Below are 18,798 nucleotides of genomic sequence, written 5' to 3'. Positions count from 1 at the left end.
GTCGGCCTGCGTTTGCAATTCACGCCTGTCGCAGCAAATTGGTAGCGCGATCAGATCATGATTGATCGCGTCTGTCGAGAAAGCCGAAGGACTCTGCGTCTAAAACTAATGGTGTGCCTGGAAACGCCACAACGCGTGTCGAGTCGAAGCGCCTCAGGTGCGGGACACGGTATTTTTTTGCGACGCACACTTCGCGCGCCAAACGGTCTGAACGCTGCGTGCGCATTTACGCCGCAGTTTCGCATAAGCCTGGATAAGCGCTTCGCGTGAAAGACTTTTCGAGCGTGGACAGCAATCGGCCGCGTCTGGACCTCGGAGCGGTGGAAACGATAGAGTTGCGCCTGGCGGCTGATCCCCGCTGACAGGTCCGATCGATGATGGAGACGAGAATGATCAAACCGGCGGCACCCGCGCGGCTTCATCTGCGGCGATGTCTTGCGCTGGCGTCTGTGCTCGCGCTGTTGCTCGGGGCCGCCGCGGTGGCGAATGCTCAAGGTCTGGTCAAGGGCGTTCAGGAAGGCGCCGCGGCCGGCAACAAGGCGGCAGGTCCGGTCGGTGGTGTGCTCGGTGGCGCCATCGGCGGCGTGGTCGGCGTCTTCACCGGCGTGCTCGGTGTCGGCAACACCAACACCGGCAATCAGGCGCCGCCGCCAAAGGAGGCCGGCAAGGAGGCGACGAAAGATTCCAAGCAGCAGGGCGGGGCCAAGGACAAGGATGCCAAGAGCGCCAAGGGCAAGAGCGCCAAGGCGACCAAGGAGGCGAAGAACGCGCCGCAGGACAACAAGGGTAAAGACAACAAGGAAGTCACGGTTCTGACCCAGCCCGGTGCGCCGCAGCTGACTGCCGAGCAGATCGTCGCCAACAGCGATTCCTACATCGAGCGGATCAAGAGCGAGCTGAATCTCACGCCGGATCAGGAGAAGCACTGGTACGGATTCTCGAGCGCGATGCACTACCTCGGGCATAATGGCGCAGAGCGGCTCAACCTGCGGATTGCGCGCGCCAAGCGCGATCCGCCCGACGACATCATCGAGCAGATGCGCAACGAGGCCCAGTTCCTGATCGATCGCGCCGGCGATCAGCGCAACGTCGCCGATGCCGCCGAGCCGCTCTTTTCCAGCCTCGACGACAAGCAGAAGCAGGTGTTCATCCAGGCAATGGTGCGCCTCAGCCACGAGCGCGGACTGGATTGATCAAGTTGAATCGGTTCGGGCGCGTGTGAATTAACGGCGCCCGCCACGAATTCGTGTATCTACAGCGCAATTCGGTTATGCTTAGCTTCGCACGGCTGATTGCGGGGTTGATATGGCGGACGGACTCTCCGTTTTCCTGGTCGAAGACGAGGCGTTGATCCGGATGATGATCGCCGACATGGTGGAGGAACTCGGCCACCACGTCGTTGCGGAGGCAGACAATGTGCGCGACGCCAGCGCCTTTGCCATGACCGCACAGTACGATCTGGCCATCCTCGACATCAATCTGATGGGCGTCTATGTCGACCCCGTCGCCGATTTGATCGAACGTCGCGGAAAACCGTTTCTCTTCGCCACAGGCTACGGTCCTGAGCTGCTGCCGTCCTTGCTCCGGCGCAGGCCGATCCTGCGCAAGCCGATCGCGATGGATCAGCTCAAGGCGATGATCGATTCAATGTTTCCCGAGCCGTCAGCCACCATCCCGAGCTGACCGATCGCGCTTTTGCCGCCTGGCGGGAAGAACTCAACCGCCGGGGCTGCGGCCGTTCCTCAGCACCCTGGCAATGGTATGCGCCGTCATGGCCGCGCGGTCCGAAGCGCGCTGGGCAGCCAGCTGGTCGCGGGCCTTTTCCTCGATCAGGAGCTCGATGAGCGCCAGCCGCTTGTCTTCGCTGTCCGCTTCGCGCAATAGGCGATGATAGCGGTGATAGTCGAAACCCGAATCCTGCTTACGCATGTCACGCCCCCGCAACTACGCCACACACGGCTAGATTGTTTCTCATCGGGAACACGCAGGCAAGCAGAACCTGCGTGGAACCGCAGGTGCGCCGCAATCAGCTGTGCATGACGGGAACTCGCCGCCTGAAACCGCTACTCAGCCGGAATTGTGCTCGGCAAACGTCGTCAGGCCGAGGAAGCTCGCATCTGGCTTGATCACGAGCCTGGTCGGGATGTTGCGCAGGTAATCCTGGAACCGTCCCTTGGCTTCGAAGCGTGCCCGGAACGCAGAGGCCGCGAGGAACTCGCGGAAGCGCGGCACGATTCCACCGGCGACATAGACGCCGCCGCGGGCGCCGAAAGTCACCGCGAGATTGCCGGCGACCGAGCCGAGGATGGCGCAAAACATATCGAGCGTCGCGCGGCTGACGGGACAGCTGTTCTCCAGCGCGGCCTTGGTGATCCCTGCGGCATCGCGATGCGGCACCTGGACGCCGTCGATCTCAGCCAACGCTTCATACAGATTTTGCAGCCCGGAGCCCGAGAGGGCGCCGCGCTCGATCGAGACATGGCCGAGGCGCCGGCGCAAGCAGGCGATCACGCGCTCCTCGCGCTCGTTTTCCGCCGGCAGGGTCGCATGTCCAGCCTCAGTAACGACGGCCAGGCGCGAACCATGCCGGTCGACCAGGCAGGACACACCAAATCCGGTTCCAGGCCCCACGACCAGCAACGGCTCGCCGGCCAGGCCGTCGCCGCCGCCGAGTGGGACCAGGTCCGAAGGCTCCAAGGCAGGCAGGGACCAGGCCACGACCTCGAAATCGTTCAGCACATGGACGCTGTCGAAGCCGAGCGCGGACTGCAGCTCGTTGCCGTCGATGACCCAGGGACTATTGGTCATGACGCAGCGATTGTTGGTGACGGGACCGGCCACAGCCAGCACCGCGCGATGGGGCTGCTCGCCGTTGGACCGGCGCGCCAAAACGTCCGCGATGGCTTCGCGCACGGTCGGGAAGTCGGCGACCTTGACATAGTCGATCGGTCCGGTCTGACCGCTCGGGCTCAGCGCGAAGCGCGCATTGGTGCCGCCGATATCGGCGAGAAGAATTTTTCCGGTCTTGCCGATATTCATGGCCTCATCGCCGCCACGACCTTCAGGCCCTGGCAGCCCTGTCCTCCGCTGCTTCGACCCGATCCGCCTGGCGCGGGCGGTGCGAGAATCTGCCCTTGGGTGCGCCTAGTCAACACGGACGAGGTCAAACCGTTGCATCGTGGCGGCCACGGTGACCAATTCGCGCAGCTGCCGCGCGTGCCAGTGGTTGCGAAGCCGCGCGGGAAGGCCGACACTGAGGTGGTCGCCCGGCGCCCTCGCGCCCGGCAGATCGAAATGGGACGGCGATGAAGATTTCCGACCGCGACGTGTTGCTGGTGATCGACGTGCAGAACGACTTCTGCACCGGCGGGGCGCTGGCGGTACCAGGGGGCGAGAAGGTGGTGCCCGCCATCAACAGGATCGCCCAAAAATTCGCCAATCTGGTGCTGACCCAGGACTGGCATCCGAGCGACCACGTCTCGTTCGCGCCAAACCATGCCGGCAAGCAGCCGTTCGAGACCATCGAGCTCGACTATGGCCGGCAGGTGCTGTGGCCGACGCATTGCGTGCAAGGCACGGCCGGCGCGGAATTTCATCGCGATCTCCACGTGACACGAGCGAGCCTCGTGGTGCGCAAGGGCTTTCGCCGCGGCATCGATTCCTACTCGGCATTGTTCGAGAACGACCATCGGACACCGACTGGATTGCTTGGTTATTTGCGCGAACGCGAGCTGAAGACCGTCTTTGTCGCAGGTCTGGCGCTGGACTTCTGCGTCCGCTTCTCGGCGGAAGATGCGCGCAAGGCAGGGTTGGAGGTGGCCGTCATCGAGGATGCCTGTCGCGGCATCGATCTGGGCGGCTCGGTCGCGGCGACCCATCGGAGTTTTCGGGACCTCGGCATTGCCGTCGTGAGCCTCGAGGCGTTTCTGTGAGGATGTCGAGGTAGCCATGGTGGACAAGACCGCCAAACCGCCACGTGGGCCAGCGCAGGCTCCTGATGATCCGCGGCTCTGGCCGTTTGCCGCAGCGCAGCTCGCCATGGACGCCTGCTTCTGGTGGCTGGAGCGGGTACCCGAGCAACAGGGTGACAGCAGCCTGCCATGGACGACGCCGAGCCGCATTGCGCTGGAGCTCGCAACGATGGGCTTGCGCGATTGCTCGCAGACCCGGTCGGGCCAGCCGGCGCTGGTCTGCGCGCCCTATGCGCTGCACCGGGCCCTGATCGCCGATTTCGCCCCGGGACACAGCGTGGTGCAGTCGCTGCAGAATGGCGGCATCGACCGGGTCTATCTCACCGACTGGCGGTCGGCGACGCCGGACATGCGCTATCTCTCGATCGACAGCTATCTCGGCGATCTCAACGTCGCCATCGACGAGATCGGCGCGCCGGTCGATCTCGTCGGGCTGTGCCAGGGCGGATGGCTGTCGCTGCTCTATGCCGCGCGCTTTCCAGCCAAGGTGCGGCGGCTGGTTCTGGTCGGTGCTCCCGTGGACCTGTCAATCGAGTCCTCGCTGTCCCGGCTTGCCCGCAACGCGCCCGAGCTGGTCTATGACCAGCTGGTCGCGCGCGGTGGCGGCAATGTCAGTGGCGAGGAGATGCTGCGCCTCTGGTCCAAAACGCCTGACAACGACGATATCAGGACGGCATTGCAGCGGGATCTCTCGGACGAGCAGGGCGCCGAGCTGCTGGCGCGGTTCGACCGCTGGAACGCCGAGACGCTCAACCTGCCGGGCACTTATTATCTCGAGATCGTCAACGCGATCTTCCGGGAGAACCGCATCGCCGAGGGCCGTTTCGTCGCGCTCGGCCGCCCGATCGATCTGAAGGACGTCAAGGCGCCGATCTTCCTGCTCGCCGGCCTCGACGACGATGTCGTGCCGGCGACGCAAGCGCTGGCCACCGCGGGGCTCGTCGGTACGCCACCTGCCTTCGTTGCAGCGGCATCCGAGCCCAGCAACCATCTCGGCCTGTTCATGGGCGCGCGCACCCATGCGCATGCTTGGCCCCGGATCGCCGGGTGGCTGCGCGGCGATCTGCCCGGCGTGCTGGCCCGCAGCGCCTGAGCTCGCCGGCACTGGACCGGATGGGGCGCAAATCCGTTATGCATGATGGCGGATGGCCTGCACGGGGCCAGACCGATGGGCTAAATATGACCGGAGCTGACGGCTTTGGCCGCCGGCGAGAGATTTGAGGGTACGGCGCTCGATGACTTTCCACTCGATTTACGCCCACGGATTTGCGCGCGTGGCAGCCTGCGTGACCACCTCCCACGTCGCCGATCCCAGCGCCAACGTGAAGGCCGTGCTGGCGGCGGCCAATGCCTGCCATGAGCAATCGGTCGCGGTCGCGGTGTTTCCCGAGCTGTGCCTGTCCGGTTATGCGATCGAGGACCTGGTGAAGCAGGATCCGCTGCTCGATGCGGTCGAGCGCGGGCTCGCAAGCGTCGTTGAAGCTTCCGCGAGGCTAATGACGGTCCTGATCGTCGGGGCGCCGCTGCGCTTTGGCAATCGCATCTACAACTGCGCCGTCGTCATTCATCGCGGCAACGTCCTCGGCGTCGTGCCGAAATCTTACTTGCCGACCTATCGCGAGTTCTACGAGGGACGGCATTTCGCCTCCGGCGCCGGCATGGCCGGCGAGACCATCGCCTTTGGCGGCCTGCACGCGCCGTTCGGGGTGGACCTCCTGTTCGCGGCCGAGGACGTTCCGGGCCTCACCATCGGCGTCGAGATCTGCGAGGACATGTGGATCCCGGTGACGCCGGCCTCGGAGCTCGCGCTTGCGGGCGCGAGCGTGCTGATCAACCTCTCGGGCAGTCCGATCACGATCGGCCGGGCGCGCTCGCGCGCGTTGCTGTGCCAATCGACCTCGGCGCGTTGCCTCGCGGCTTACGTCTATTCCGCGGCCGGGGCCGGGGAATCCACCACCGATCTTGCCTGGGATGGCCAGACCTCGATCTACGAGAACGGGGTGCTGCTGGCCGAGGGCGAGCGGTTCCGCCAGGGCGGTCAGATCACGCTGGCTGACGTCGACCTCGACCTGCTTAGGCAGGAGCGCGCGCTGATGGGAACGTTCGAAGACAACCGGCGGCAGCGCGAGGCGTTTTTCCGCAAGGTGACATTTGCCCTGAAGCCGCCGGCCGCCGATATCGGCTTCCTGCGCAAGGTCGAGCGCTTTCCATTCGTGCCGAGCGACGAGAGCCTGCTCGAGCAGGACTGCTACGAGGCCTACAACATCCAGGTCGCGGGGCTGGTGCAGCGCATGCGCGCCACCGGCACCAAGCGCGTGGTGATCGGCGTGTCGGGCGGCCTCGATTCCACCCACGCCCTGATCGTCGCCGCCAAGGCGGTCGACCTGCTCGGCCTGCCGCGCGAGAACATCCTGGCCTACACCATGCCGGGCTTTGCCACCGGCAGCGAGAGCAAGACCAACGCGCTCGCGCTGATGAAGGCGTTGCAGACGAGCTGGCAGGAGCTCGACATCCGCACCACGGCCACGCAGATGCTGAAGGATATCGGCCATCCCTTCGGCAAGGGCGAGAAGGTCTACGACGTCACCTTCGAGAACGTGCAGGCCGGCCTGCGCACGGATTATCTGTTTCGGCTCGCCAACCATCACGGCGGCATCGTGATCGGAACCGGCGATCTCTCCGAGCTCGCGCTCGGCTGGTGCACCTATGGTGTCGGCGACCAGATGGCGCACTACAACGTCAACGCCGGCGTGCCGAAGACGCTGATCCAGCATCTGATCCGCTGGGTGATCTCCTCCAAGCAGTTCAGCGACGACGTCAACCGGACGCTCGGCTCGATCCTTGTGGCCGAGATCTCGCCTGAGCTCGTGCCGGTCGAGGCCGGCCAGAAGCCGCAGAGCACGGAAGCGTCCGTCGGACCTTACGAGCTGCAGGACTTCAACCTGTTCTATACGCTGCGCTTCGGCATGCGGCCGTCCAAGATCGCCTTCATGGCGCTTCAGGCATGGAAGGACGTTGCCAAGGGCGAATGGCCACCGGCCTTCCCGAGCGACCGGCGCCGGGCCTATGACCTGCCGGAGATCCGCCGCTGGCTCGACGTGTTCCTGCGCCGCTTCTTCGCCTTCAGCCAGTTCAAGCGCTCGGCCATGCCGAACGGGCCGAAGGTCTCGGCCGGCGGTTCATTGTCGCCGCGTGGCGATTGGCGCGCGCCCTCGGATTCGAGTGCAGCGGCATGGCTCGAGGATCTCGAGCGGAACGTGCCGAACTGATCGGGGCAGCGGATCGGTGGGGATGATCGGATGTCAGCTGGCGATGAAGCGGAAGCGGGTGAGGAGGCCAGGGTCGTCAACGGCCTCTACATCTTCGACATCGAGATGCGGGACGGCAAGCGTGGGCAGGCCAGGGGCGTGGTCGTGCTCAGCGACGGCCGCATCATGGGCGGCGACAGCTACTTCTACTACACCGGCAGCTACACCTTCCGGAACGGCAAGTGGCGGGGCGACATGATCGTCAATCAGCACACCGAGGCGGTCGGCAGGACGCTCGCATTCGGCGGCAGGGAGGTCACCTGCGGCTTTTCCGGCGACTATTTCCCAGGCGGTGCGGAAGTCGAAGGCATGGCGCTGGTCGGCAAGACCAGCGTGACGTTCACGGCGCGACTGACGCTGAAGGATGCGATGTAATGGCGACTTGATTGGCTCACCTCCACGACTGCGTTCCTGCTCAGGAACCTTCGTACGAACAGAACGTTCGCGTTTATTGTTGCGAATTGTCGAGGAGAGGGACCATGCGTCAACATTTGATGTTATCGACTGCGGCCGTCGGGCTCATGCTCGCATCCGGCCTTGCCTATGCCCAGGCGCCCGGTGAGCGCAGGGACGAGCCGAAACGGACCGAGGAGCCGGCCAAGGGCGCTTCTCCGCAGCGCGGTGGTGCGGCTCAAGAACGCGTTCAAGAGCGCGCGCAAGGCGCCCAGGAGCGGCTTCAGGGCGCAGGCCGCGAGGATCGAGGCGGCGCTGCCAAGAGCGAGGCAAGTGACGACAAGCGCCAGCCGGCGGCGGCCTCGGAGCGCAATCAACCGAAGGGCAGGGACCAGGCACAAGACTCTCGCGAGCCTTCGCGCGATCGCAACCGGGAGGCCGAGAGCACCAAGCCCGGACGCGATGCGGGCAAGAGCGGTGCGGAAACCAAGCAGGACAAGGCTGCGCAGGACAAGGCTGCGCCGCAGAAATCAACCGCCGAATCCGAGAGATCCAAGACTGGCCCGACGACTGGTCCGGCTGGCCAGCAGAACGAGCGCACGGGAGCTACAGCCAACCAGAACGAGCGCAACCAGGCCCAGCCGCCGCGCAGTGCCGCCGAGCAGCAGCCGCCGGCGCAACAGAGCAACCAGCCGGCCACTGCGACGGATACCAGCCGCGCGGCTCCGACTAACAACGCACAGACCGCGCCCGGCTCCACGGGCACGCAGACCAACCAGGCCAATCAGACCACGCAGACCAACACGCAGGTCAACCAGCAGGCCCAGGTGACGACCGAGAGGCAGGTGCGGATCTCCGAAACTGTGAGCCGCGCACGCCTGGCGCAGCCGGAGCGCAATTTGAATATCTCAATCCGGGTTGGCGAAACGATTCCCTCGCGCGTGCGTCTGCATCGGCTTCCGCCCGAGATCGTCTCGATCGAGCCTGCATATCGGGGCTACGAATATTTCACGACGGAAGACGAGGTCATTATCGTGGAGCCGCGCTCGCATCGCATCGTCAGCCAGGTACCCCGCGATCCGTCGCGGGCCCGGGCCCAAATGGGTGGCAGCGCCTCCTCGTCGTCAGGCATGGCGGCGGCCGGCGGAAACAACATGGTGAACTGCCAGATCATGCGACGTGATGCCTCCGGCAACGTCGCCCAGGCGGAGCCGACCACCGTGGGCTCGACTGCGCGCACCGATTCCCTGAGCGTGATCGTCCAGATGCCTGGCGGCGGCTCGTCCGCGCCGATCGCCCTCGGCGCTCCCGCGGGTAACGTCGTGGTCGCGACGCAAGGGCAGGGCGATTGCACGGTGACGCTGGAGCCGCAGACGCGCTAAGCCGAAACAAAGAGGCTCTGAAACGACAGCGCGCCGCCCGGATGCCCACCGGACGGCGCGTTGCTGCGTTCAATCTAAAAAGTTTCGAGGTCCGGAGTGCCTAGGAGTCCGGACCTCGTCACCTTGCCCCAGCCTTCAATCCCCCGCCCCATGTGGTCCCCCAACCCCATGTAGCGCGATCAGAGGGTGATGCCCGTGGAAGTGGCCGCCGATCGATGTCCCGCGATGTACGCGAAGGACCGCTAGGATTCCATTCCGGATCACTACGGACACGATGGCGCTTGCCATGTGCCCGTTCTGCATCGGTGGCAGCGATCGCAGCACGCGCGGGCGGGATGTCCACATCTCGTCCACGCTGCGGAAGGCGCATTTCACCGGCCTGTCATTGAACTGGTCTAGCGCTGCTCCCGTCATCGCTGACGACGAAGGAGCATGCCATGTCGAAGCCGGTGCTGGGCGCCGCATTGTCCATCAAATCGATCCCCGCGCATCGTGACTGGCTTCTCGAAAAGCAGCGCGATCTGGAAATCCAGGACTTCTTCCGCGCCGATCTGCTCGATAGCGACTGGCGCGCAACGGCAGGCGAGATCAAGCAGATGCTCACCGGGCACACCGGCCGGCTCGGCATCCATGGTCCGTTCTGGGGCTTCAAGATCGACAGCCACGATCCGATGATCCGCCAGGCCGTGACCAAGCGCCTGCTGCAGGGCCTTGACGCCGCCGAGTTCCTCGGCGCGACGCAGATGGTGATCCACTCGCCGTTCACGACCTGGGACCACAACAATCTCGATCTCTATCCCGATAACCGGGCCAATATCGTCGAGCGCGTCAAGGCGACGCTCGCCGAGGTGATTGCGCGTGCCGAGACGATCGGCTGCGAGATCGTCATCGAGAACATCGAGGACAAGGATCCACGCGACCGCGTGCGCCTCGCCAAGGCGCTGGAAAGCAGTAAGGTCCGCGTCTCGCTCGACACCGGGCACGCCAATTACGCGCACATCTCCACCGGCGCGCCGCCGGTCGACTATTACGTCGAGACCGCCGGCGACATGCTGACGCATGTGCACCTGCAGGACACCGACGGCTTTGCCGACCGGCACTGGGCGCCGGGCGAGGGCAATATTCCCTGGGTCGCCGTATTCCGCGCGCTGGGACGGCTGACGTCGAATCCGCGGCTGATCCTCGAACTCCGCAACCACGACGATGTCCGCAAGGGCGCGGCGCATCTCGCCGCGCTCGGTCTCGCCGAATAACCGCAATCACAAAGGGCAGGGTCACATCATGAGCAAGCTCACCCGTCGCACCATCCTGAAATCCGGCGGCGCTGCCGCAAGCACCTTGCTGCTGCCGCGCTTTGCCATCGCGCAAGGCGACAATCGACCGTCGGTGACGGTCGCCGTGCAGAAGGTCACCAATTCGAACGTGCTCGACGTGCTGCGCGAGCAGTCCAATGTCGGCGAGCGCGTGTTCTTCTCCTCGATCTGGGAAGGCCTGATCTCCAAGAACTGGCGCGGCAAGCTCGAAGCCGTGCCGGGCCTTGCCACCGAATGGCGCCGCATCGACGACCAGACCGTCGAGGTGAAGCTGCGCCAGGGCGTCAAGTTCCACAATGGTGACGAGCTCACGGCGGAAGACGTCGTCTTCACCTTCAGCCGCGAGCGCATGTTCGGCGAGACCGAGGCCAAGAACCGCTCCACCATCAAGGCGTTCGAGAAGATCCCGACGCCGCGCCCGGGCAAGGAGCTGCCGCCGGACGTCCCCGCGGTCGCCCGCCGCATCTGGCCGGACCTGGTGCGCGTCGATGCCGTCGACAAGTACACGGTGCGCTTCTACAACGCGACGCCAGATGTCACGATCGAGGGCCGGCTGTCGCGCTATGGCTCCGACATCATGAACCGCCGCGCCTGGGAAGAGGCGGCGAGCTATCTCGACTGGGCGCGCAAGCCGGTGACGACCGGTCCCTACAAGGTCGTCGAACTCAAGCCCGACGTCTCGCTGACGCTGGAAGCCCACGACGAATATTGGGGCGGCCGGCCGCCGCTGAAGCGCATCCGCTTCCTCGAAGCGCCTGAGGTCGCCAGCCGCATCAACGGCCTGCTCTCGGGCGAATACCAGTTCGCCTGCGACATCCCGCCGGACCAGATCGCCGGCATCGAGAAGAATTCCGCGTTCGAAGTGCAGGGCGGCACGATTCAGAATCACCGCCTTACCGTGTTCGACAAGAACCACGCCGTGCTCGCCAATCCGCTCGTGCGGCGCGCCTTCACCCACGCGATCGATCGCCAGGCGATCGTCGACAGCCTGTGGGCCGGCCGCACCCGCGTGCCAAAGGGGCTGCAATGGGAATTCTACGGCGACATGTTCAACGCCGACTGGAATGTGCCGGCCTACGATCCCAAGCTTGCGCAGGATCTGCTCAAGCAGGCCAATTACAAGGGCGACCCGATCCCGTACCGCCTGCTCAATAATTACTATACCAACCAGGTCGCGACCGCGCAGATCCTGGTCGAGATGTGGAAGTCGGTCGGCCTCAACGTGCAGATCGAGACCAAGGAGAACTGGTCGCAGATCATGGAGCGCGGGCCGGTACGCGCCGTGCGCGACTGGTCGAACTCGGCCGCGTTCAACGATCCGGTGTCGTCGCTGGTCGCCCAGCACGGCCCTAACGGCCAGCAGCAGCAGATCGGCGAATGGACCAATGCCGAGCTGAACACGCTCTCCGAATTCCTGGAGACCTCGACCGACCGGGCCGCGCGCAAGAAGGCGTTCCGCCGCATGCTGGAGATCGCCGAGCGCGAAGATCCCGCCTACACGGTGCTGCACCAGAACGCGACCTTCACGGCCAAGCCGAAATCGATCAAGTGGAAGGCAGCGCCCGCCTTCGCGATGGATTTCCGCGCCGGCAATTTCGAGGTCTGAAGGTGAAGCCGCTGGTCAGCATCGAGGACTTGCGTGTCGCCTTCAATGGCGTGCCGGTCCTGCGCGGCGTCGACATTGCCTTGCAGAAGGGCGAGGCCATCGGCCTCGTCGGCGAGTCCGGCTCCGGCAAATCGGTGACGTGGCTCGCCGCGCTCGGCCTGTTGCCGCGCCATGCGCAAGTCTCTGGCTCGGTGCGGCTCGACGGGCGCCAGATTCTCGGCGCGCCCGCCACCGAGCTCGACCAGGTCAGGGGCGGGCGCATCGCCATGATCTTCCAGGATCCGGCGAGCGCGCTCAACCCGGTGCTGACTATCCGCAAGCAGCTGTGCGAAGCGCTGGCGCTGCATCGCGATCTCCAAGGCAACGCCGTGAAGGCGGAGGCGCGGCGGCTGCTCGATCTCGTCGGCATTCCCGACGCTGGCCGCCGGCTCGAGGCCTATCCGCACGAATTCTCCGGCGGCCAGGTCCAGCGCATCATGATCGCGATGGCGCTGGCCGGGAATCCCGATCTCTTGATCGCGGACGAGCCGACCACTGCGCTCGATGCCACCATTCAGGCACAGATCCTGGAGCTGCTCTCCACGGTCCGCCGCGAGCTCGGCATGGCCATGGTGCTGATCAGCCACGACCTCGGCGTCGTCGCGGAGAATTGCGACCGCGTCGCGGTGATGTATGCCGGCCGCATCGTCGAGCAGGCGCCGAGCAATCAGCTGTTCGCCGATCCCGTACATCCCTACGCGCAAGGGTTAATCGGCGCGCTGCCGCCGCTCGACGGTCCGCGGCGGCGCCTCACCGCCATTCCCGGCACGGTGCCCGATCCCGCGCACATGCCCGGGGGCTGCGCCTTCGCGCCGCGCTGCGCGCTGGTCGCGGAAGCATGCGGCCTTGCGGCGCCGACCCTCGCGCCGATCGCCGATGATCGCAGCGTCGCCTGCGTACGTGCCGAGACCTCGCGCCGCGCGCTGCTCGGGATTGCCGCCGAATGAGTCCGCCGCTCGTCGAGGTCTCCGCGATCTCGCGCACCTATGCGATGCGCTCTGGAATGTTCGGGCGAGCTGCGGCCGTGCATGCCGTCGACGGCGTGTCGCTGACGATTCCCAGGGGCCAGACGCTGGGTCTCGTCGGCGAATCCGGTTCGGGCAAATCCACCACAGGCCGCATCGTGCTTGGCCTCGAGCCGCCTGATAGCGGCGAGGTGCGGTTTGGCGGCAAGGCGATGGCAGCGCCCGGGACGACGGTCTGGCGTGCGCAGCGCGCGCGGATGCAGATGATCTTCCAGGATCCGCTCGGCGCACTCGACCGGCGGCTGCCGGTTGCAACGCAGATCCGCGAGCCGCTCGACATTCACGGCATCGGCACGCTCGTGGAGCGCGAGGAGCGCGTTCGCGAATTGCTGCGCGCGGTCGAGCTGACGCCGGCGCATGGCGCGCGCTATCCCGGCGCGCTCTCCGGCGGGCAGCGTCAGCGCATCGTGCTGGCGCGGGCGCTGGCCACGAACCCGGATTTCCTGGTTTGCGACGAGCCGGTCAGTGCGCTCGACGTCTCGATCCAGGCGCAGGTGGTGAACCTGCTCTGCGATCTGCAGGCGCAGCTGTCGCTGACGCTGCTCTTCATCAGTCACGATTTGCGCGTCGTCAGGCAGATCAGCAATGTCGTTGCCGTAATGTATCTCGGCCGCATCGTCGAGATCGGCAGCGCCGACGATCTGTTTGCGCGACCCGAGCATCCCTACACTCAGGCGCTGGTCTCGGCCTCGCCCGCGCCGGGCCGCCGCAGTGCGGGCCGCATCGTGCTGTCAGGCGACCCGCCGAATCCGGCCGCGCGCCCGACGGGCTGCGCCTTCCATCCGCGCTGTCCGCGCGCCATCGCGCGCTGCGCGCGCGAGATGCCGGCGCTGTCCGCCGTCGGCGGCGACAGGCAGGTCGCCTGCCATCTCGTCACCGGCGCTGCGACACGGGACGCCGCGTGATGGGACGTTATCTCGCCATTCGGATCGGACGCGCCGCGCTCACGATCGTGCTCGTCGTCACCTTCGCCTTCGTCGTGTTGCGGCTGTCAGGCGATCCCGCGCTGATGATCCTGGGACCGGAGGCGCCGCCGGAGGTGCTCGCGGCGTTCCGCAAGGCCTGGGGCCTCGATGATCCAATCTGGGCGCAGTATTTCGATTATTTCGGCGCCATCGCCAAGGGCGAGCTCGGCCGCTCCATGCGCGACGGCCGCCCCGCGATCGAGCTGGTCCTGGAGCGCATCCCCGCGACCCTGGCGCTGACCCTGCCGGCGTTCTTCTTCAAGGTCGCGCTCGGCGTCCCCGCCGGCATCTACGCCGCGCTGCATCGCGGCTCGGGAATCGACCGCGCCGTGATGATGACGGCGGTCGCCGGTTTCACCGTCCCGAGCTTCGTGCTCGCGCTGATCCTGGTGCTCGTTTTCGCCGTGCAGCTCGGCTGGCTCCCTTCGGGCGGGCAGGACAGCTGGCGCCACGCCATCCTGCCGATCGCAACGCTCAGCCTTGGCGGCGCGGCGGTGCTGGCGCGCTTCACCCGCAGCGCCATGCTGGAGGTGCTGGGCCAGCCCTATATCCGCACCGCATCCGCAAAAGGCGTGCCGTGGCGCAAGGTGGTGACCTCGCACGCGCTGCCGAACGCGGCGATCCCGACCGTGACCATCCTCGGCTTCATGGTCGGCACGCTGATCGCAGGCGCAGTCGTGGTCGAGAGCGTGTTCGCCTGGCCGGGAGTAGGGCGGCTTCTCGTCGTCGCTGTTGCCAACCGCGATCTCGCCGTCGTGCAATGCATCCTGCTGCTGGTCGCGATGACCATGGTGACGTCCAATTTGATCGTCGACTTCCTCTACGGCTTCCTCGACCCGCGCCTGCGCAGCAAGGGAGCACATGCATGACCGACGCGACGCTGAAGGATACCAAAGCATTTTCACGCCGCTTCAGCCTGCCGGCGATTCCGGTCTCGGTCGCGCTGGCGATCAGTTGGATCGTCGCGATGCTGCTGATCGCGGCCTTCGCGGAGAAGATTGCGCCTTACGGCTTCACGCAGCTCGACCTGCGCAACCGGCTTGCTGCGCCCGGCAATGCCGCGCACTGGCTTGGCACCGACGAGCTTGGCCGGGACGTGCTGTCGCGGCTGCTCGTCTCAATTCGCATCTCGCTCCTGATCGCGTTCGGCGCGACCGCAATCTCGGCCGTGGTCGGGACCACACTCGGCTTCCTCGCCGCGCATTTTCGTGGGTTCGTCGAGCAGCTCGTGCTGATGCTGACCGACTTCCAGGCCAGTATGCCCTTCCTGATCATGGCGCTGGCCGTGCTCGCCTTCTTCGGCAACTCGTTGCCGCTCCTGGTCGGGCTGATGGGCCTGTTCGGCTGGGAGCGCTACGCCCGCATCGCGCGGGGCCTTGCCATCTCCGCCAATGCGCAAGGCTACGCCGCCGCCGTCCGCCAGTTGGGGGCGACGCCGTCGCGGATCTATCTCCGCCACATCCTGCCCAACATCGCCTCGACCCTGATCGTCTCGACGACCCTGGTGTTCCCCGAGGTGATCCTGATGGAGTCAGGCCTGTCCTTCCTCGGCCTCGGCGTGCAGCCGCCGATGACCAGCCTCGGCAACATGGTCGGCTATGGCCGCGAATATCTGACCCGGGCGCCCTGGATCATGCTGGCGCCGGCGACGACCATCGTGGTCACCACGCTGGCGGTCTCGGTCATAGGCGACTGGCTGCGCGATCGGCTTGATCCGACGCTGCAATAAATGCTCGTCATGGCCGGGCTTGTCCCGGCCATCCACGTCTTTGCCGCGCAGAACCAAGAACGTGGATGCCCGGGACAAGCCCGGGCATGACGGCTGAGATCGCCTATGCCCCCCGCGCCGGGAGCAGGGGAGCCCTGTCCGACCCAAGTTCCCGTTGCGCGGGCTGCCCCCGTGCGCTATCCGGCCGGAAAGGCCTGAGGTGGCTCCACATTTTCCCGCCCCGGCCGACGCAAACCCGAGGACGGAAACCGCCATGCCAGCCTATCGCTCCCGCACCACCACCCACGGCCGCAACATGGCGGGCGCCCGCGGCCTCTGGCGCGCGACGGGCATGAAGGACGCCGATTTCGGCAAGCCAATCATCGCGGTGGTCAACTCCTTCACCCAGTTCGTGCCCGGCCACGTCCATCTGAAGGACCTCGGCCAGCTCGTGGCACGCGAGATCGAGCAGGCCGGCGGCGTCGCCAAGGAGTTCAACACCATCGCGGTCGACGATGGCATCGCCATGGGCCATGACGGCATGCTCTACAGCCTGCCGTCGCGCGAGCTGATCGCCGACAGCGTCGAATACATGGCCAACGCGCATTGCGCCGATGGCCTCGTCTGCATCTCCAACTGCGACAAGATCACGCCCGGCATGCTGATGGCCGCGCTCAGGCTCAACATCCCCGCCGTGTTCGTCTCGGGCGGGCCGATGGAGGCCGGCAAGGTCAAGCTGGCCGGCAAGACCAAGGCCGTCGACCTCATCGATGCCATGGTTGCCGCGGCCGATAGCAAGGTCAGCGACGAGGACGTCAAGGTGATCGAGCGCTCGGCGTGCCCGACCTGCGGCTCCTGCTCGGGCATGTTTACCGCCAATTCCATGAACTGCCTCACCGAGGCGCTCGGCCTCGCGCTGCCCGGCAATGGCTCGGTGGTCGCAACACATGCCGACCGCAAGCGCCTTTTCGTCGAGGCCGGTCACACCATCGTCGATTTGGTCCGCCGCTATTACGAGCAGGACGACGCCTCCGTGCTGCCGCGCAACATCGCGAATTTCAAGGCGTTCGAAAACGCGATGACGCTCGACATCGCGATGGGCGGCTCGACCAACACCGTGCTGCATCTCTTGGCCGCCGCCCATGAGGGGCAGGTCGCCTTCACCATGAAGGACATCGACCGGCTGTCGCGCCGCGTGCCCGTGCTCTGCAAGGTCGCGCCTTCCGTCGCCGACGTGCATGTCGAGGACGTGCACCGTGCCGGCGGCATCATGGGCATTCTCGGCGAGCTCGACCGCGCCGGGCTGATCGACACTTCGGTCTCGACCGTGCACGCGCCGACCATGAACGAGGCGCTGGAGCGCTGGGACATTAAGCGCACTAAGAGCGAGACGGTCCGCACCTTCTATCGCGCTTCGCCCGGCGGCATCCCGACGCAAGTCGCCTTCAGCCAGGAGCGCCGCTACGACGAGCTCGACGCCGACCGCGAGAAGGGCGTGGTGCGCGATCTCGCGCACGCCTTCAGCAAGGACGGCGGCCTCGCCGTGCTCTACGGCAATCTCGCGCAGGACGGCTGCATCGTGAAGACCGCCGGTGTCGATGCCTCGATCCTGAAATTCTCCGGCCCCGCGCGCGTGTTCGAGAGCCAGGACGCGGCCGTCGACGGCATCCTGGGCGGCAAGGTCGTCGCCGGCGAGGTCGTGGTCATCATCTATGAAGGCCCGCGCGGCGGCCCCGGCATGCAGGAGATGCTGTATCCGACCAGCTATCTGAAATCGATGGGCCTCGGCAAAGCCTGTGCGCTCGTCACCGACGGCCGCTTCTCCGGCGGCTCCTCCGGCCTGTCGATCGGCCATCTGTCGCCAGAGGCCGCCGAAGGCGGCAATATCGGTCTGGTGCGGACGGGCGACATCATCGCCATCGACATCCCGAACCGCAGCATCAGCCTCGAGGTCTCCGACGAGGAGCTCGCCAAGCGCCGCGCCGCGGAGGAGGCGAAGGGCGATGCCGCCTGGCAGGCGCAAGGCCGCAAGCGCAACGTCTCGACCGCGCTGCAGGCTTACGCCGCGCTCACCACCAGTGCCGCGCGTGGTGCGGTGCGCGAGGTCAAGCGGCGTCCGAAGTAGGCAGCATCGGCGCCACTGGCCTGGATCGGCGATCTTCGGAACGCCTCGCGGCTCCGTGCGACCACCCGGATGCGCCGTTGCAGGAAGTAGCCGGAACGGAGATCGGGAAAGAACGGCCCCCGCCTCCCTAGGGCGTGGGGCTGGTTGGGGTGGGGAGCGGGAGCCGTTTGCTCAGTGGGCACCCGACGTGCGGGCTCGCCCGCCAGGCATCATCAACTTAGTGCATTGTCCACATTTTGCTATTTAATTTTTATTAATGTGTTTTTATTTTTATTTAATCGTGCCATCCTAAGAAAAATCGTCGAAATCCATTTTTTCCGAATCCAGCCGAGGCGGTCGCCGTATCGAGATTCGTCCGCAAAGGGTCCGGATTGCCAATAGCGGAGTTAGCCATGAGTCATTCTCCATCACTCGTGCCGCAAATCACGACAGACCGGGACGTCTATCTTGTGCTCGATGATTTCGGCCGCCGCCTGGGCCGGGCTTGGTGCGAGACGGCCGAGGAGGACGCCAATCGCGCGACCCTGCTCAGACATCTCGCCGAAGGGCAATATCTCCATCCCGCACGTATTGTGGCCTTCAATACCGCGGAGGGATGGTCGCGCGATGCCACCGCCGAAATCGCCGATGAGCTGCGCCGCCGCTTCGTCGAACTCGAGGAGACCGATCCCTCGCTGTTGGAGTTTCTGGAAAGAGCAGCGAGGCGTTGAAAGGTCGAACATCGAACGCGGATGAACTGCAAATCATGCTCGAACGAGTACCGCGGCGATGTCCGATCGCGGACTCGCTGTCATGCGCCCCCCGCGCAAACATCCCGCGCGTTAATGCGCGTGGTCAATGAGTTCTTACCGCTCCGCCGCGATCGATCGTTCGCATTAAGGATGCCTCGACGAAGTTCGGCAAGGCAAGGTTTTGCGCCGTATACTCCCGCGACCTTCGCAGATCCGTTTCGGGCAACTGGGG

General features: G+C 65.7%; 17 protein-coding genes. 15 read left to right on the top strand and 2 right to left on the bottom strand.

The genetic code is table 11. The annotated features are described in order from the left end of the window. Positions 1-389: 389 nt before the first annotated feature. Both ACVWYQ_RS04900 and ACVWYQ_RS04895 read left to right on the top strand, forming a co-directional pair. On the top strand, positions 390-1,193 hold the full coding sequence (locus ACVWYQ_RS04900) for a Spy/CpxP family protein refolding chaperone (RefSeq protein ID WP_271542272.1): 804 nt from the start codon (positions 390-392) through the stop codon (positions 1,191-1,193). A 112-nt stretch (positions 1,194-1,305) separates the two neighbouring features. Then, complete coding sequence (locus ACVWYQ_RS04895; RefSeq protein WP_036012398.1) at positions 1,306-1,683, top strand: response regulator; 378 nt, start codon at positions 1,306-1,308, stop codon at positions 1,681-1,683. A 33-nt stretch (positions 1,684-1,716) separates the two neighbouring features. Here the strand turns inward: ACVWYQ_RS04895 and ACVWYQ_RS04890 are convergent, their stop codons facing one another. Beyond that, entirely contained in the window at positions 1,717-1,929 is a 213-nt protein-coding gene (locus ACVWYQ_RS04890; RefSeq protein WP_036012396.1) for a hypothetical protein, read from the bottom strand. 138 nt (positions 1,930-2,067) lie between these two features. Next, positions 2,068-3,039, bottom strand: coding sequence for a glucokinase (gene glk, locus ACVWYQ_RS04885; RefSeq protein ID WP_271542269.1), 972 nt, complete (start codon positions 3,037-3,039; stop codon positions 2,068-2,070). Between the two features lie 266 nt (positions 3,040-3,305). On the opposite strand from glk, the gene pncA reads away from it, so the two are divergent. The 13 genes from pncA to ACVWYQ_RS04820 all read left to right on the top strand — a co-directional run bounded on the left by pncA (position 3,306) and on the right by ACVWYQ_RS04820 (position 18,545). Then, positions 3,306-3,932, top strand: coding sequence for a bifunctional nicotinamidase/pyrazinamidase (gene pncA / locus ACVWYQ_RS04880; RefSeq protein ID WP_456725481.1), 627 nt, complete (start codon positions 3,306-3,308; stop codon positions 3,930-3,932). A 16-nt stretch (positions 3,933-3,948) separates the two neighbouring features. After that, on the top strand, positions 3,949-5,064 hold the full coding sequence (locus tag ACVWYQ_RS04875; protein WP_271542266.1) for an alpha/beta fold hydrolase: 1,116 nt from the start codon (positions 3,949-3,951) through the stop codon (positions 5,062-5,064). Between the two features lie 142 nt (positions 5,065-5,206). Beyond that, entirely contained in the window at positions 5,207-7,240 is a 2,034-nt protein-coding gene (locus ACVWYQ_RS04870; RefSeq protein WP_271542264.1) for an NAD(+) synthase, read from the top strand. Between the two features lie 30 nt (positions 7,241-7,270). Continuing rightward, entirely contained in the window at positions 7,271-7,654 is a 384-nt protein-coding gene (locus tag ACVWYQ_RS04865) for a GrlR family regulatory protein (RefSeq protein WP_036012369.1), read from the top strand. Between the two features lie 104 nt (positions 7,655-7,758). Continuing rightward, a complete protein-coding gene (locus ACVWYQ_RS04860) occupies positions 7,759-9,054 on the top strand; it encodes a DUF1236 domain-containing protein (protein ID WP_456725480.1) in 1,296 nt (431 codons plus the stop codon). 437 nt (positions 9,055-9,491) lie between these two features. After that, on the top strand, positions 9,492-10,307 hold the full coding sequence (locus ACVWYQ_RS04855) for a sugar phosphate isomerase/epimerase family protein (RefSeq protein ID WP_275509906.1): 816 nt from the start codon (positions 9,492-9,494) through the stop codon (positions 10,305-10,307). A gap of 28 nt (positions 10,308-10,335) precedes the next feature. Beyond that, positions 10,336-11,973: an ABC transporter substrate-binding protein gene (locus ACVWYQ_RS04850; RefSeq protein WP_404541061.1), complete on the top strand. Its 1,638-nt coding sequence runs from the start codon at positions 10,336-10,338 to the stop codon at positions 11,971-11,973. A 2-nt stretch (positions 11,974-11,975) separates the two neighbouring features. Continuing rightward, the gene (locus ACVWYQ_RS04845) at positions 11,976-12,959 is read left to right on the top strand and encodes an ABC transporter ATP-binding protein (RefSeq protein WP_404541063.1); all 984 of its coding nucleotides are present in this window, start codon (positions 11,976-11,978) and stop codon (positions 12,957-12,959) included. Beyond that, complete coding sequence (locus ACVWYQ_RS04840) at positions 12,956-13,942, top strand: ABC transporter ATP-binding protein (protein ID WP_271542254.1); 987 nt, start codon at positions 12,956-12,958, stop codon at positions 13,940-13,942. Before ACVWYQ_RS04845 ends, ACVWYQ_RS04840 begins: the two co-directional genes overlap by 4 nt. Further along, entirely contained in the window at positions 13,942-14,871 is a 930-nt protein-coding gene (locus ACVWYQ_RS04835) for an ABC transporter permease (protein WP_271542252.1), read from the top strand. Before ACVWYQ_RS04840 ends, ACVWYQ_RS04835 begins: the two co-directional genes overlap by 1 nt. After that, on the top strand, positions 14,868-15,731 hold the full coding sequence (locus ACVWYQ_RS04830; RefSeq protein WP_157284484.1) for an ABC transporter permease: 864 nt from the start codon (positions 14,868-14,870) through the stop codon (positions 15,729-15,731). The genes ACVWYQ_RS04835 and ACVWYQ_RS04830 overlap by 4 nt, the downstream gene beginning before the upstream one ends. Before the next feature lie 253 nt (positions 15,732-15,984). Next, a complete protein-coding gene (ilvD, locus tag ACVWYQ_RS04825; RefSeq protein WP_225174935.1) occupies positions 15,985-17,835 on the top strand; it encodes a dihydroxy-acid dehydratase in 1,851 nt (616 codons plus the stop codon). Between the two features lie 392 nt (positions 17,836-18,227). Further along, positions 18,228-18,545 (top strand): hypothetical protein, encoded by a 318-nt coding sequence (locus ACVWYQ_RS04820; protein ID WP_036028058.1) that lies wholly within the window; start codon positions 18,228-18,230, stop codon positions 18,543-18,545. Positions 18,546-18,798 lie beyond the last annotated feature (253 nt).

This window comes from Bradyrhizobium sp. USDA 3397 (assembly GCF_054060965.1).
Note: the sequence above shows the minus strand (reverse complement) of the source record. Positions and strands in the feature narration are given on the sequence as shown.

Bases quoted from the DNA above. Each gene is read 5' to 3' on its own strand.
- ACVWYQ_RS04840 (WP_271542254.1), top strand. From the start codon at position 12,956: ATGAGTCCGCCGCTCGTCGAGGTCTCCGCGATCTCGCGCACCTATGCG.
- ACVWYQ_RS04820 (WP_036028058.1), top strand. From the start codon at position 18,228: ATGAGTCATTCTCCATCACTCGTGCCGCAAATCACGACAGACCGGGAC.
- ACVWYQ_RS04830 (WP_157284484.1), top strand. From the start codon at position 14,868: ATGACCGACGCGACGCTGAAGGATACCAAAGCATTTTCACGCCGCTTC.
- ACVWYQ_RS04875 (WP_271542266.1), top strand. From the start codon at position 3,949: ATGGTGGACAAGACCGCCAAACCGCCACGTGGGCCAGCGCAGGCTCCT.
- ACVWYQ_RS04850 (WP_404541061.1), top strand. From the start codon at position 10,336: ATGAGCAAGCTCACCCGTCGCACCATCCTGAAATCCGGCGGCGCTGCC.
- pncA (WP_456725481.1), top strand. From the start codon at position 3,306: ATGAAGATTTCCGACCGCGACGTGTTGCTGGTGATCGACGTGCAGAAC.
- ACVWYQ_RS04870 (WP_271542264.1), top strand. From the start codon at position 5,207: ATGACTTTCCACTCGATTTACGCCCACGGATTTGCGCGCGTGGCAGCC.
- ACVWYQ_RS04865 (WP_036012369.1), top strand. From the start codon at position 7,271: ATGTCAGCTGGCGATGAAGCGGAAGCGGGTGAGGAGGCCAGGGTCGTC.
- ACVWYQ_RS04900 (WP_271542272.1), top strand. From the start codon at position 390: ATGATCAAACCGGCGGCACCCGCGCGGCTTCATCTGCGGCGATGTCTT.
- ACVWYQ_RS04860 (WP_456725480.1), top strand. From the start codon at position 7,759: ATGCGTCAACATTTGATGTTATCGACTGCGGCCGTCGGGCTCATGCTC.
- ACVWYQ_RS04835 (WP_271542252.1), top strand. From the start codon at position 13,942: ATGGGACGTTATCTCGCCATTCGGATCGGACGCGCCGCGCTCACGATC.
- ilvD (WP_225174935.1), top strand. From the start codon at position 15,985: ATGCCAGCCTATCGCTCCCGCACCACCACCCACGGCCGCAACATGGCG.
- ACVWYQ_RS04855 (WP_275509906.1), top strand. From the start codon at position 9,492: ATGTCGAAGCCGGTGCTGGGCGCCGCATTGTCCATCAAATCGATCCCC.
- glk (WP_271542269.1), bottom strand. From the start codon at position 3,039: ATGAATATCGGCAAGACCGGAAAAATTCTTCTCGCCGATATCGGCGGC.
- ACVWYQ_RS04890 (WP_036012396.1), bottom strand. From the start codon at position 1,929: ATGCGTAAGCAGGATTCGGGTTTCGACTATCACCGCTATCATCGCCTA.
- ACVWYQ_RS04895 (WP_036012398.1), top strand. From the start codon at position 1,306: ATGGCGGACGGACTCTCCGTTTTCCTGGTCGAAGACGAGGCGTTGATC.